This window comes from Halobacteriovorax sp. CON-3, from assembly GCF_043196995.1.
Classification (GTDB): domain Bacteria; phylum Bdellovibrionota; class Bacteriovoracia; order Bacteriovoracales; family Bacteriovoracaceae; genus Halobacteriovorax_A.
In genome coordinates this window covers 941,628-955,876 of the sequence record NZ_JBEBNA010000001.1, presented here as the reverse complement: position 1 = coordinate 955,876, position 14,249 = coordinate 941,628, and the positions used below count along the sequence as shown (strand labels likewise).

Annotated in this window: 11 protein-coding genes; 6 read left to right on the top strand and 5 right to left on the bottom strand. The window is 36.0% G+C overall.

The features are described 5' to 3' along the window. Positions 1–267: 267 nt before the first annotated feature. Positions 268–1,701: an MBL fold metallo-hydrolase RNA specificity domain-containing protein gene (locus ABMA72_RS04360; RefSeq protein ID WP_393056195.1), complete on the top strand. Its 1,434-nt coding sequence runs from the start codon at positions 268–270 to the stop codon at positions 1,699–1,701. Between the two features lie 33 nt (positions 1,702–1,734). On the opposite strand, the gene ABMA72_RS04355 is transcribed toward ABMA72_RS04360, so the two are convergent. Next, a complete protein-coding gene (locus tag ABMA72_RS04355) occupies positions 1,735–2,079 on the bottom strand; it encodes a hypothetical protein (RefSeq protein WP_393056193.1) in 345 nt (114 codons plus the stop codon). A 9-nt stretch (positions 2,080–2,088) separates the two neighbouring features. Then, complete coding sequence (locus tag ABMA72_RS04350; RefSeq protein WP_393056192.1) at positions 2,089–2,622, bottom strand: hypothetical protein; 534 nt, start codon at positions 2,620–2,622, stop codon at positions 2,089–2,091. A 69-nt stretch (positions 2,623–2,691) separates the two neighbouring features. Here ABMA72_RS04350 and ABMA72_RS04345 point away from each other — a divergent pair, with 69 nt between their 5' ends. Together ABMA72_RS04345 and ABMA72_RS04340 are read left to right on the top strand one after the other, a co-directional pair. Then, positions 2,692–3,510 (top strand): hypothetical protein, encoded by an 819-nt coding sequence (locus ABMA72_RS04345; RefSeq protein ID WP_393056190.1) that lies wholly within the window; start codon positions 2,692–2,694, stop codon positions 3,508–3,510. A gap of 76 nt (positions 3,511–3,586) precedes the next feature. After that, positions 3,587–4,933, top strand: coding sequence for an ATP-binding protein (locus ABMA72_RS04340; RefSeq protein ID WP_393056189.1), 1,347 nt, complete (start codon positions 3,587–3,589; stop codon positions 4,931–4,933). Here ABMA72_RS04340 and ABMA72_RS04335 read toward each other — a convergent pair. After that, positions 4,930–6,000: a hypothetical protein gene (locus ABMA72_RS04335; protein ID WP_393056187.1), complete on the bottom strand. Its 1,071-nt coding sequence runs from the start codon at positions 5,998–6,000 to the stop codon at positions 4,930–4,932. The genes ABMA72_RS04340 and ABMA72_RS04335 overlap by 4 nt on opposite strands. 803 nt (positions 6,001–6,803) lie before the next feature. Here ABMA72_RS04335 and ABMA72_RS04330 point away from each other — a divergent pair. Then, positions 6,804–7,283 carry a response regulator gene (locus tag ABMA72_RS04330; protein ID WP_392856432.1) on the top strand — a complete coding sequence of 160 codons (480 nt, stop codon included), beginning with the start codon at positions 6,804–6,806 and terminating at the stop codon, positions 7,281–7,283. 23 nt (positions 7,284–7,306) lie between these two features. After that, positions 7,307–12,418 (top strand): AAA family ATPase, encoded by a 5,112-nt coding sequence (locus ABMA72_RS04325; RefSeq protein WP_393056185.1) that lies wholly within the window; start codon positions 7,307–7,309, stop codon positions 12,416–12,418. A gap of 12 nt (positions 12,419–12,430) precedes the next feature. Here ABMA72_RS04325 and ABMA72_RS04320 read toward each other — a convergent pair whose 3' ends face one another. Next, positions 12,431–12,628, bottom strand: coding sequence for a DUF5522 domain-containing protein (locus ABMA72_RS04320; protein ID WP_393056183.1), 198 nt, complete (start codon positions 12,626–12,628; stop codon positions 12,431–12,433). Positions 12,629–12,767: 139 nt separating this feature from the next. Further along, the gene (locus tag ABMA72_RS04315) at positions 12,768–13,304 is read right to left on the bottom strand and encodes a hypothetical protein (RefSeq protein WP_392856427.1); all 537 of its coding nucleotides are present in this window, start codon (positions 13,302–13,304) and stop codon (positions 12,768–12,770) included. A gap of 137 nt (positions 13,305–13,441) precedes the next feature. Between ABMA72_RS04315 and ABMA72_RS04310 the strand changes: the two genes are divergently transcribed. Further along, on the top strand, positions 13,442–14,245 hold the full coding sequence (locus tag ABMA72_RS04310; protein WP_392856425.1) for a TIGR02147 family protein: 804 nt from the start codon (positions 13,442–13,444) through the stop codon (positions 14,243–14,245). Positions 14,246–14,249 lie beyond the last annotated feature (4 nt).

Sequence of the window (14,249 nt, the reverse complement as noted above, 5' to 3'; positions counted from 1 at the left end):
AAACTGACCCTTTTGTTGTTAGATTAATTTTTTCTGTAGTTCTCATAATATTCTCCTTGAGTTGTTTTCCTATGAAATAAGTATACGACTCTAAAAATAATTAAAGGTTTGTTTCGGGTCTATTTTTTGCAAAGTGATTGTGAGGTTTGTGTTAGTCGAATTGAATGATCAACTATGATTACCATTCTTTAGTCAATATTAAACATTCTTAACTATTAAAACGTCGATAGGTAGTACACGAAAATTAATTATAAAAAGGATCTATCGATGAGAATTACTTTTCTTGGTGCTGCCGGAGGTGTAACCGGTTCAAAGACGTTACTTAAAGTAGGAAAGGACTACAAAGAACAATACTTAGTTGACTATGGACTCTATCAAGGGGCAAAGGAAAATCGTGAACGAAATTGGATGAGCTATCACGGTGCAAGTAAGTTAAGTGCGGTCTTTCTAACTCACGCACATATTGATCATTCAGGCCTTCTTCCTCGTCTTTATCGTGATGGATTTCGTGGAAGGATTTACTGCACAAAAGAAACATTTAGGCTTTGCCAAATCTTACTTATGGACTCGGCCCGTATTCATGAAGAAGATGCAAAGTATGCAAATCGAAAAAAGATTTCAAGACACAAACCAGCACTCCCTTTGTATACAACCGAGGAGGCCCAAGCTGTTCTTAAGCACTTTGAAGTTGTGGACTTCGAAGAAGAGCTAACTATCTCTAAGAATATTGCGATTACTTTTTTCTGGGCCGGCCATATTCTAGGAGCAAGCTTTATTCGCATTCGTTATAAAACAAATGAAGGGGAAGAAAAGACGATTGTTTTTTCTGGTGATATTGGCCATAAACGAAATATCCTTTTAAATGAACCGCAAGATATCTGTGAAACAGACTACCTCGTATTAGAGTCAACTTACGGTAATAAGCTTCATGCACGAATACCTGCTAAAGAAGTACTCGGAATGTACCTTAATACGATATTAAAGCGTGGAGGAGTGGCCGTTATTCCGGCTTTCTCTGTTGGACGAACACAAGATATTCTCTATCTTATTAAAGAGCTTATGAATGATGAGGCGATCCCCAGTGTTCCTGTTCATCTAGATAGTCCTCTTTCCAAAAAGGCCAATCGCATCTTTAACGACTGTTTTCATAAAGGCCACGTTAAAGAACATGTCACTGAGGATATCGATATTTATCCTGATACCTTTGTTGAAATTGAAGACGTCGAGGACTCAAAGGCCTTGACTCAAATGAGCGGCCCGCGAATCGTTGTCAGTGCATCAGGCATGATTGATGGTGGGCGTGTTGTCTACCATGTCATGAAGCATATTGTTGATGAAAATAGCGGAATTATTTTAGTTGGGTTTCAGCCTGAAGGGACTAAAGGCCGTATTCTTATTAATGGTGAAAAAGAGCTACATATGCATAAGCAAAAGCTTCCTGTAAGGGCCAGCATTTTCTATATCGACTCCTTATCTGCACATGGTGATTATCTTGACTTTATTGGATGGATAAATGAATCACGTATCTCTCCAAAATTAGTTATCTTAAATCACGGCGAAGAACAGGCATCGAGTCATCTTAAAATATTGCTTGAGTCCCAATTAAACTTAAGAACAACGGTTGCTACTTTTGGAGAGGAATTTGACTTAGAGAATATTTATGACAATCAGACCAAAGTCACTAGGAAAACGGCAGCATAAGGGAGCAGTGAAGTGCCCCCATTAAAAATGATTTTAATTGCATTTCTTTGTTTTTACAACGATTGACTTTTTCTTTGGATAGTCGCACATACCGTTGTCTGGATTATAAAACTTTATATCAAAAGTAACTTTGCTGTTGTCGTACTTAAAGTTAGTGAAATCACACTGTTTGTCTTTGTACAGTTGATATTGATTTGTTTTAATTCCACGACATTTTTGTTGTACAACTAATAAACGACTATTACTCACTGGTTCCCCAACATAGTCTTTAGTTATGGAAAGGGTTTTATCTTCAATTGATATTTCAATATCCATTTCATTAATTTTTTCCATTGCTAATATATTTAATGGAATTATTAAAAAGATTAAATACTTCATATTATTCTCCTAAAGCCTCACTAGGTCGATGTTCTTTTTTCCTTTCGTGGATAGTTGAGTAATAATCAAGAAATTAGGCTTTTTCGATAACTTCTTACTTAAATAATACCACTTATTCTGATGACATTTTGTTTGGAAAATACTGTTTTCAGTTTTAATTTTGATCTGGGCACCATTGATACTACAAGTACCTGTAACTTCGAGCTTTGACGAAATGATCCTACTTCTCGTTGTCCTTATATAACTGTCTACTTTATTGCTACTAACGTTCAATTCTATTAAGAGCTTCTTGCCCTTGTAGATAAAGTCTTGAGTTGAGGGAAGGCCTTTTTGTAAGCAAGACAGGAGGCCTTGAATCATTTGTGGTGTTGGCTTTTTCGTTGAATACTCAATAATGCCAATATTATCTTGCGCTGTATAAGTGCTGATCTCTAGGTTTTGGGCTATCGAACACTTCTGTAATACCCCGTAATCATTGGGATTTGAAAAAGTATAAAAATGTAGTGCCCATAAGGTACTGATAATGCGAAATGCTAAATTCATAAAATACCGTAACTCCACTATAATTAAAATAAGTTTAACAAGAAATATAATTTGTCGATAGGTATTAATGTGAGAAAAGTCTTTTTATTATCTATATTCATCTTTATTGCCTGTGAGCAGCAACAAGGGCAGGGTCCAAGGCCTGTTTCTCCATCATATGATAATTTTCGAAAGACTTTAACAGGTAAGAATAAAGGTGGTTTTAATGGTATTAAAATTGTTCAAAACCTTAATCGATTGTTAAAGGGCCCTACGGTAGATGCTTGTGACCTCAGCTTCGAAGGAGATTACGATCCGAATGATATATCTGAAGATGAGGAGTTTTCTGGTTTTCCACTAACTATAGCGAATGATGATGGTGGAAGTATCAAAGGTGAAAAGCAAATTGTTTGGGATGAGTGTAAAGGTATAAAGAGTAATTATGATAATGGGGAAGTAAGAGCTGGTTGTACAAAAAGACGCCTATCTAAAGAGTATTTCGATTTTTTTAACGAAAACTTTGGGACTTGTGTGCAAGTTGCGGCAATGGGTTTTGACTCCAATGCCGATGTCGAAAAAATATCATTTTCACATAATGGAATATCTGGAGATCCAAGGCACTCAAATCGAAGTTACCACTCTGTAAATAGGGCAATTGATATTAAGCAGATTAAGATTACTCAAAATGGTGAAACTAAAATTCTAAAAGTGACTGATCAGAAGAAAAGTCCAACAAAAGAATTCTTTGAAGCATTTAGAGGTTGTTGGCATAATAAGATAAAGAATTATAAACCGGATTGCCCTGGAAGTTCACACAAGGGTTCTATCGGTCACGAGGATGACGATCATCAGCATCATCTTCACTTATCTTTGCCATATTGTCCTAGTAATGGCTATTTCGCAAAGTAATATAATATCATTAGCTTTCTCTATGTTTTTTTAAATTTAAGTTTTCACATGCTATGATGTGGTTTATTTTTTATTCATGAAAATTGATTATGAAAGAGGAATTACATATAAGTATCTTATTGCTTTCGTATCGATTGTCTTATTCACTATCATTGCTCAGGCATTGATGCAATTTTTCATTCTCCAACAGGAAAGTTACTCGCAAGTTATTAACTTGGCCGGCCGCCAACGTATGCTAAGCCAAAGATTGGCCAAGCAGGCCTTAATCTATTCGTTTAATACTAGTGATCACACAAGGAGTTCTTTAAGGAACGAGATTCTTGTAACCAAGGATTTACTCCTTTTGACTCACGAGGATTTAAAGAATGGAAGTCGAGAAAATGGGGTTGCACCCGCATTCACAGATAACATAAAAAAACAGTATACAGATCTTGATCCTGTTTTAAGGAATATCAGTAAAGATATTAATTGTATTGTTAATTTCTGTGATGATCAAAAACGAAGTCTTGAAGGCATCGTTAAAGAGACTGATGTATTTTTAAAAAATATGAATAAGATTGTTTTTGAGTCCGCAGACTATTCAAAATCAAAAATCTTAAACTTAAGTAAAATTGAATTAATTCTATTCTCGTTAATCATTCTTCTATTAATTTACGAGTTCTTCAAAATTCTAATTCCTATTAAAAGAAAGCTCGTTAATCAAGTAAAAGAATTACAGCAAAAAGATCAAGTGATCACACATAGTTCAAAACTTGCGGCAATAGGTGAACTTGCTGCTGGTGTTGGACATGAAATTAATGGGCCACTTACAATTATCAAAGGTTATCTTTCAAGATTAAAGAAGGAAGATTATGAGGCCAGTGAGCATGAAGATTATATTTTAAAATCATTAGATAAGATTGAATCATCGGCAACGCAGATTGAAAATATCGTAAAAGGGCTTAGGAACTTTGCTCGTAAGGATGGCCAAGCATTAATTATATTTGATCTATCCAAAGTTTTAAATGATTGTATTTTGATGATTGAAGAGATTTATGAGCACTATGGAATCAGTGTTTCTTTTGAGAATCCAGTTGGAGAATTACAGGTCAAAGGAAGTCCAGGCAAGATTCAACAAGTTGTCATGAATCTTCTTACTAATGCTAAAGATGCTCTAGAGGATTGTGAGGTTAAGGAGATTAAGGTTACTCTTACAACTAGTGATGACAAGGCCATAATTCAAGTAGCAGATAGTGGACCTGGTATTAGTGATGAGAATAAAATAAAAATATTCGAACCTTACTTTACAACCAAAGAATATGGCAAAGGCAGTGGGCTAGGACTTTCTCTTTCTAAAAAATTTATCAAGGAACATGGTGGAACAATTACTATTGAGTCTGAAATTGATAATGGAACCACATTTAGAATTGAAATACCACTTTAATCACAAAGTGGGGCCAGGATTGTTCTAAGCTGACTACCATTTAACTCGGCCTGATAAGGTGAGTAACCACTTGGTCCATCTCCCATAATATTCTTATCATCTAAAATGATCTTACGATCAGGACATTTTCGATCCTTGTAAGCGTCCGCTAAGCCTAGGTTATGGGCCAATTCATGAATGTAGAGTTTACATCTTTTCTGATCATTTATATTTGCTACGTTTGCGAATTTGTGAGTGGCCCACTCTGTTGCCGTTGGCCTTTTATGCTCCTTAGAGATCGTAATCGTGTGATCGCATTTGAATCGATCCATGATACCAGTCTCTTCTTTTAAATCGACATTAAGTTTGAGCCCGTGTCTTGCGTAGAAGTCTTTCACACAAGGCATTGATTTTCTCACGAGGGCCATTGATTCTTCTTTGTCTTTTTCATTTCCATCAAACGTTAAGTAAAGAGAGACATCAATATTAACAAGCCCTTCTTTTATGTAGGTCTTATATTTCGTTTTTGTACCAACATATTTAAATATGTCGATACTCTCATTACAAAGTGATTGTGATTTATAATCGACCTCAATAATAGAGTCTTCAGGGCGATTTTCCAGACAGCTTTTAATATATGTGCTTTTATTAGCGTAGTATGAGATTCTTCTTTCTTTACTACCATACTTTAAATTCCAGCCTTCAAACTCTCTATCATTTGAAAAGTAGTGTAGCTCGTTATCGATACAAAGATTTTTGTCTTTAACCTCTGTGAGCTCCTTAAGTTCACCGGTGATGGACTTGACGACAAGCTTGTTTTCTAGTGATTGAAGTTCTTCTTTTAAAGGCCCTAGTTTTTTTATAATTTCTTGATTTTCTTTTTGTAGCTTTGTTATTTGCGCTTGGGTTTCTTCTGCCTTTAGCATGCGATAGAAGAGATTATTTTTTTTAGCTACTTCTTCCTGATTCTTATTAAATTGAGAATGAAGTCGATTGATCTCCAATTCTAATTCATAATAGGTATCAAGATCACCTGCAATAGTAGTTAGAGAGGCGGCAAATATAAGAATGCTTAAAAGATAGAACATGTTTTCTTTTCGGTAGAAAACTAAAAAAGTTTACTTGCATATAATATCAAAGTACTTCTTAAGTTCTTGAATTTTAAAAGAAAAAGGGCACCCATATAACTTCTCTCTATTTATGTTAAAGGAAAGTCATCTGGGGGCCCTGGTCTATTTTTACTTCATATATTTATCAAAGAATGGAAGGATCTTCTCTGGGTGCTTTCCAAAGAAGTTGTATCCATCTCTAAATCTCTTCTTAGTGTTTCTGACCCCTCGATAAATTATTTTAATCGGTGAATTTCTTGCCCTTTTGTTTGTACACTGACAAATAGGTAGGCATATTCAGTTCTACTCTCTGCTCTGTCTTCTTTCTCTTCTAGGTCGTAGTACTTATTTAAGAGATTGAAGTAATCGAGTCTGAAGTTTTCTAAGTTCTGCTCACTTAGATTTAATGATCCATGGGCATAGATCCCTTTGAAGTTTTGATAGTGAGATATCTTTACTCGTAATCATCTTCTTAACACCACTTTCACTCATACCCAAAGCTTGCGCGACCTAAGTGATTACCTTTGCCCTTTCCGGGCGCATGAACTTGATAACAGTATACAGAGGCTTCATTTTTCAAGACCGACAAGTAAATACAGTTCATTATTGGAAATTAATAAAAAATTAACCTGAACTGACGTCTTATTAGATACTTAGGGCCTTGTCGCATCGCTAGATTTTATTGACCACATTATTTGTGTGCGTTATAAGTTATTTATACAAATAATACTTAGCTCTGATGAGGATGACTCTGTATTCAAACAAGCTTTGTTGGGGAATTAATGCTTAGACGCATCTTAATAGTTGATGATAATGAAGATATTCACGAGCTTATGTCTATGTGTCTTATCGATCTAGAGGATGATCTGAAAGAAGATCTGACTAATAGTGCTTTTCAGTCATGCCAACTTAAAATAGACAGTGCTTATCAAGGTGAAGAGGCCGTGGAAATGGCCAACAAGGCCTACCTTGATCAAGGGCCATACGACGTGATTTTTATGGATGTTAGAATGCCGCCAGGAATTGACGGAATTGAGGCCATTTCACGTATTGTCAAAAAACACCCAAAACAAAATTTTGTTATCTGTTCGGCGTATAGTGATTATACATTGGAAGAAATGATAGGGCGTATATCGTCAAAAGAACGAAAAATTTATTATCTCCCTAAGCCATTTACGATGAAAAACTTCTGTAGCCTAACCTCAGGCCTACTATATCCAGAATTAATTGAGCAAAATATTGAAGACAAATATCTATTATAAACCTTAGATAGAGATGTAATATCATGCAAGAGATTTCAAATTTTCAAATTTCGAATGAGCTTCATCGCAGTAAGAACTCTACTGTCTATCGTGCAAAAGATAGAAGTAGTAATCAGAAAGTTATCATCAAGGTATATAAGAAGCCTTCTCGTAATAAAATCGATTTCATAAAAAATGAATATAATATCCTGTCTAAATATCACAGCGATTCAATGGTCAATTGTATTGACCTTTTTCAATCAGAAGGTGACTGGGTCCTAGTCTTAGACGATGACGGGTCGGTCTCTCTCGATAAGAAGGCCCTTAATGCAAATTTATCAACGACTGAGTTTTTAAAATTAGCAATTAAGATTACCTCTGTGATCGAAGAGATTCACTCGAAGGGAATTACGCATAAAGATATTAACCCATCGAATCTAATTGTCGATCCAAGTGGCGAAGTTAAAGTTATTGATTTAGAGCTTGGTTCATTAAGAGATAGTGATTTTATCACTTTCTCTCCAGTAAATAAGCTTGCTGGAACTCTTGCTTATATGTCTCCTGAACAAACTGGACGCATGAATCGATCGATTGATTATCGTTCGGACTTTTATTCATTAGGGATTACTTTCTTTGAGCTTCTAACCGGAGAGTATCCATTTATGGTAGAGGATAAACTAACTTGGGTTTATCACCATATTGCGACAAAGGTGGATGTTGAAAGTCGTTTAGCAAAATATCCAAAGATAATTGCAAGAATTATTGATCACTTACTAGAAAAGAAAGCGGAGTCTCGCTACCAAAGCGCATCTGGAATTAGGTTTGATCTTGAGAAGTGCCTGGATGCGATTGAAGCAGGTCAAGCTGAGCCAGACTTTGAAATTGGCTCACAAGATGTGAAACATACATTTTCAATTCCAGAGACTCTTTATGGACGCGAAAAAGAAATCAACCTTTTAGTTAATAATTTCCTATCAAATGAAAAGAAGCAGGTGAGTTTTATTTCTGGCCCTTCAGGTATTGGTAAAACAGTTTTAGTAAATGAACTTTTAGGGCCAATTACAAAAGAAAATGGAATTTTTGTCACTGGGAAATTCGACCAATTTCAAGGTGATATTCTTGGAATTGCCCTTGTAAACGCTGTTTCTGATATTTTAAAACTTGCCCTTACTAAAAGTGATAAAGAAATCGCTCATTTAAGAGAGAGCTTACTTAATGCATTTGGGATTAATGCAAAAGTAATGACTGATATTCTTCCCGAGTTGGAAATGATTATTGGTAAGCAAAAGGAGCCAGCACCGTTAGGCCCTATTGAGGCCCAAACGAGATTTGAATTACTCTTCGTCGAATTGTTTAAAGTTCTATGCGAAAGGCTCGGACATATTGTTATGTTTATTGATGATCTTCAGTGGGCAAGTGCTAGAAGTATTCATTTGATAGAACTTCTATTGACGAACGAAAAAGTTAAGCCTCTCTACTTTATTGGTGCTTTTAGGGATAATGAAGTTGATAAGAATCATCCTCTTTCGGCCTTAATCGATTCAAATTCGTGTATTAATCAATCTGAAATTAAGCTTGCACCTCTAAACCAAAACAATATTAAAGACATGATCGATGGAACTTTCACGTCTAAAAGAGATTCATCAGAATTAGCTAAGCTAACACTTCAAAAAACTGCTGGTAATCCGTTTAGCGTCGACCAATTTCTTAAAGTACTTTATCAGAAAAAGATTTGTACTTTTAATAATAAGGAACTCCAGTGGGACTGGGATGTCTCTGAAATTCAAAAAAGTCAAATAAGCGATAATGTTGTTGATTACCTAATAGGGATGATGAAAGAGTTACCTGAATCGGCCCAAAAATTACTTAATCTATCTGCATGTATTGGGAATCGATTTAGCTTACAATTATTAAAAAATGCTACTGATCTTAGTGAAGACGAAATTCATGATGAATTGATCTCAGTTGTATCTGCATCACTCATTAGACCTCTTAACAATAGTGAATATAAATTTGCACATGATAAGATTCAACAATCAGCTTACGAACTCGTTTCGAAAGAAGAGCGTTCACTTATGCACATGAATATTGGCAAACAACTCTTATCACATATTGTTGATGGAAGTGTCGAACCGATCACTGTTGTTAGTCATTTGAATCACTGTGAGAGTATTATTGATGATAGTGATTTTAGACTTGAACTTGCAGAAATGAATTTTGAGGCATCTCAAAAAGCAAAGTCTTCAACGGCCTTTGATCAAGCAAGTGTTTTTTTGAGTTATGCATCTAGGTTCCTTCCTAGTAATGCCAATGAATCACATCATGAGACTTTCTTCAAAATAGAGAAGGAGAGAGGAAGTCTTTACTATCTCTCTGGAGACTATAACAAGTGTGAAGAGCATGTCAGATGGCTATTAGATCAATTAGAAGACCCGATCGAAAAAGCTGAGGCACATAATATCTTAATTATCCAATACACTGCACAGGGTGTATACGATAAGGCGATTAGTGAGGGCCGTTTGGCACTTAGATGCCTAGGTATTACATTACCAAGTGAAAATTTAAAAAATATTGTTCCGAAGGAACTTGCAGCTGTAAGAGAGCTTATTCCATCTACTGGAATTGAGTCTCTCTATGATGCCCCTGAAATGGAAGATAAGCTGAATCGTGTTGCGGTTGAAATTCTTATCAACCTCGATTCTCCATGTTACTTAAGTAATATTGACCTGTATTGTATTGTGGTCGCTAAAATCGTACAGCTGTCACTTACTTATGGGCCAGTTCCTGAGTCTGCAAAAGGTTATGCATCGTATGGAATTGTTCTGTGTTCATTTAATGAGTTCTCTTTAGGATTCGACTTCAATGCACTTGGAATTAAAATCGCAGAACGCTTTTCTCATCTTGGACAGAAGTGTCGAGCGTGCCACACAATGGCAAACCATGTTCAGTTCTGGACTCAACATATTAAGGAAGGGGATGCCTATAATGAGGAAGGATTTAAGGCAGGACATGATGCTGGCGAACACTTATGGGCGGGGTTTATCAAGCTATTTAAACCTTATAATCAATTCTTCCGTGGCCGAAATCTTGAGGAACTTCAAAAAGATATTCATACTGGAATTGAATTCTGTACAGAACACCCAAATCAAATTGGTATCGATACTTTAAGGGGACTTAGTATTGCAATTTCACAGCTTCAAGATGCTGAGAGAGAAAATGAAGTTCGCTATATTGAAGAATGCCAACAGAATCAAAGTTTAATGTCTTTGAGTATGTATATGTCTCTTAAGGTTCAAAATGACTACATACTACAGCGTTTTGATGAAAGTTTAGAAGCATCTTTTAAATCACAAGAGCTTTTACCATATTCATTCTCTGTTATTACTAATGTTACACATTACTGTTTTCAATCACTGGCGATTCTCGCAGTTGCTAAAAATAAAAACTTTGATGAGTCGTTAATGACAATAGTGGAGTCGAACCAAGAGAAGATGAAGAGATTCATGGACAATTGTCCAGAAAACTTTGCTCATATGTACTACCTCGTTGAAGCGGAGCGACTGCTACATAAAGGTGATACATACCTGTCTTTAGAGCTTTATGACAAAGCAGCTGCTTATGCTCAGGAGAGTGAATACGTCAATATCGAGTCTGTTATTCGTGAGAGAATGGCAAGAGTTTGGAAGCTCCTTATGAATGATGATTTTGCACGCTTGCAGATTCAAAAAGCTGCAGGTCTTTACCGCGCTTGGGGAGCATGGGGAAAGAGTTCTCAATTAGAGACGGAATTTGCTTTAACAACTCGTGATCAAGATGATGATATTGAGAAAACAACGACAATAACAACATCTTGGGAAAATTTTGACATAAAATCAATTCTTCTCTCATCTCAAGTTATTTCTAAAAATCTCATTAAGGAAGACCTACTTGAAGCAATGCTTGATATTATGGTTATTAATACTGGTGCAGCTAAGGGCTTCATTGTTTTAAATAAAGGTGAGAAACTTTTTGTCAGTTCTCAGAGCGGTGCAAAGACTATTGTTTCGCTTCCTACTTCCCTAGATGACTACAGGGAAATTCCACATTCTCTTATTAATTATGTTTGGCGTACGAAGACACCTATCCTTTATGGGGATAGTCTCTTTGCGAATCAATTAGTTGAAAATTCGAGCTACTTTTCAAGTAAGGATAATCTTTCTGTTCTTGTTGTCCCTATTGCTGATAAAGGAATTCTTTACCTCGAAAATAATGAAATCAATGGTGCATTTACAAAAGGCCACTTCGAACTGCTTGATATGCTTGTTGGTCAGCTTGCTATTTCTTTAGAGAACTCAGAATTATATGAGAGACTTTCTCGCTTTAATTCTGAGCTTGAATATGAAGTTCAAAAGAGAACGATCGAGCTTATGAGTGAAAAGGAAAAGGCCGAGGGGATAAGTAACGAGCTACGAACTGCTCAGAGACAACTTATTGATACAGCTCGAAGCGCTGGTCGTGCCGATATCATGTCTAATATTCTACATAATGTTGGAAATTCTATTACATCAATAATGACTGTTATTTATCGTATGGATAGAAGAATTCGTAAAAAGAGCTTATCTCCTGAAGAGCTTTATGAGGTTTTAGGAAATGATGTTAAGGCGCTAAAGAAGAAAGGGGAGTCTGTTTCAGAGCTTCTTGTTACTCATCTAGAGCATGGTATAACTAAGAATGTAATTGAGTCAGTCAATGTTAAAGAATTAATCGAGCAGGCCCTTTCGATGTTAGAAATGGATCACCTCGACTATATTAATATAGACGTCGATTTTGAAGAGTTGGTTAAGATTGACTTCGGAAATACTCTTACTATTTTAATGAACCTGCTTAATAATGCTAAAACTGCTTGTGATCGATCACAAAATCCTTCACAAATTGATATTCACGCATCTTTGAAAGATAAGTCACTTGTTATCGAAGTCTTTGATAATGGTGTTGGCTTTAGTAAAGATGCCCAGAAAACTCTTTTTAAAGCGGGCCTACAATCAAACCGTTTTGGAAAAGGTTATGGATTACATAATTCATCGAACCTTGCTAAACAATTACAGGGATCTCTGACGGCCGTTAGTTACGGTGAAAATCAAGGGGCGCGATTTAAATTGGTTCTTCCTCTAAGCTAAAAAAGTGATGGATTAACTTCTTTTTTTGAAGCCCCAAGGGCAATGTCGACAGCCATACTTACAGCACTTTCTCATGCGTCTAAGGCGTACCTCTGTTGAAACGATACCGCCTGTGACAGGATCTTTATAATAGTCATCGCCATTTTTAACGGCTTCGTCGTGTAGAATGCGGTATTGGGCCTTTAATTCTTTTCTTTTATTCTTTTTCAAGATTGGGACTCCTGGCCTTGTTTATAAATAGGGTAAGCAAGCTTGCAGAGGAGTCGACTTTACTCATATTTAACGTGATGAGCAAGTACATGTTGAACATGGCCGAAAAGAAGTCCTTCTCGGCCAAGATGATATTTAATTAAAGTCTGATTCTAGATTCATCAATCATGACTGCAACATAGAAGTCACGATTAAAGAAGTATGGAACATCTGAAGGATAATCAATTCCAGCTTCTGCTCTCACAATTTTAACTACGTTAGATACGTTAATTACTTCACCGCTTGTTAGTTTCCATAATAGGTTTTCATTAACATCAAAAGTTAGTCTTACTGGGTAGCGAAGATTATTTTCTAATACTAAGACTCTTTGAAAGACTGTCCAATATGGTGCTTGAATATCAGTTGGATAGTCTGTTCCAGCTTCTGCAAGTTCTAGCTCAGCATGGTCAGTGTATACAGGAATTCTAACTCCATTATAAAGAGCAAGAATGTAGCCGTATTGAGGAGCTGGTGCATCTGTTGGAAAGTCAATACCTGCTACAGAGCTATCAATATGCATTGTGCTTATCGCTGGGTGGGCCATAGGGCCTGCGCTTACGATTGGGCCAGCAACTACTGGGTTAATAAGATTTAATGCCATTAAGAAAAAAGCGATGATTTCAATTTTAAGTTTCATATACGTACTCCCTTTGGAAAGTGGTTTAAATTGATATTGAACAAGAGCAGATTTAACAAGCAATAAAATATATGTATATATTATTTATATATATTTTGACCCTTGAATGTTTATTTTTAATATACTAGTCTTCGCAAATGGAAATATTCGAGTTTGAAAACTATCATAAATATCTACGCTACTTAGTTCTCGAGGCCTATGCTCAGAGGGGACTACAAGCAAGGTTGTCAAAGGCAATTGGCTGTCAGGCCGCGTATCTCTCTCAAGTATTAAAGGATAAGGCCGATCTAAGCGAAGACCAAGCGTTTAAATTAAGTGTCTTTTTTAATTTCTCTAAAATTGAGACAGAATATTTCTTGAATCTAATCCGCTACTCAAGGGCCTCAACTCACGAACTAAAAAGTTATTTGAAATATAAGGGCGAAAAGATTGCTGAGGAAGCAGGCAATCTCGCTTCCAGAGTTAATTCAATGGTTATTGACGATGAGAATGAGGAATATAAAGATTACTTTATTTCATGGATACCTTCTGCTATCCACATCGCAACAAGTTGTCCAAAATTACAAACAATTCCTAATCTCGCTAATCAATTTGCACTAAGTGAGAAAAAGGTTAGGTCCACTCTAATTTACTTAGAAAAGCTTGGACTCGTTAAGAAGCAGGATCAGAATTATATCTTTAGTGGTATGTCTATTCATCTTCCATTTGAGTCTTGGCTAAACACTCCCCACCAGGTGGCAAAGCGAATACAAGTATTAGACATCATTGCTAAAGAAGAGCCGAATAATATTCATTATTCATCTACATTTACGATTGATGAAAAAGATTTCTTGCCTCTGAAGGAGAAAATTCTAAAGCTAATTCAATCTGGCCAAGATGACATCAAGGAATCTGGAACAGAAGTTGTTTGTGGATTGAATATTGATTTTTTCAAAGCTTAAAATA

Bases quoted from the DNA above. Each gene is read 5' to 3' on its own strand.
- ABMA72_RS04360 (WP_393056195.1), top strand. From the start codon at position 268: ATGAGAATTACTTTTCTTGGTGCTGCCGGAGGTGTAACCGGTTCAAAG.
- ABMA72_RS04355 (WP_393056193.1), bottom strand. From the start codon at position 2,079: ATGAAGTATTTAATCTTTTTAATAATTCCATTAAATATATTAGCAATG.
- ABMA72_RS04350 (WP_393056192.1), bottom strand. From the start codon at position 2,622: ATGAATTTAGCATTTCGCATTATCAGTACCTTATGGGCACTACATTTT.
- ABMA72_RS04340 (WP_393056189.1), top strand. From the start codon at position 3,587: ATGAAAATTGATTATGAAAGAGGAATTACATATAAGTATCTTATTGCT.
- ABMA72_RS04335 (WP_393056187.1), bottom strand. From the start codon at position 6,000: ATGTTCTATCTTTTAAGCATTCTTATATTTGCCGCCTCTCTAACTACT.
- ABMA72_RS04330 (WP_392856432.1), top strand. From the start codon at position 6,804: ATGCTTAGACGCATCTTAATAGTTGATGATAATGAAGATATTCACGAG.
- ABMA72_RS04325 (WP_393056185.1), top strand. From the start codon at position 7,307: ATGCAAGAGATTTCAAATTTTCAAATTTCGAATGAGCTTCATCGCAGT.
- ABMA72_RS04315 (WP_392856427.1), bottom strand. From the start codon at position 13,304: ATGAAACTTAAAATTGAAATCATCGCTTTTTTCTTAATGGCATTAAAT.
- ABMA72_RS04310 (WP_392856425.1), top strand. From the start codon at position 13,442: ATGGAAATATTCGAGTTTGAAAACTATCATAAATATCTACGCTACTTA.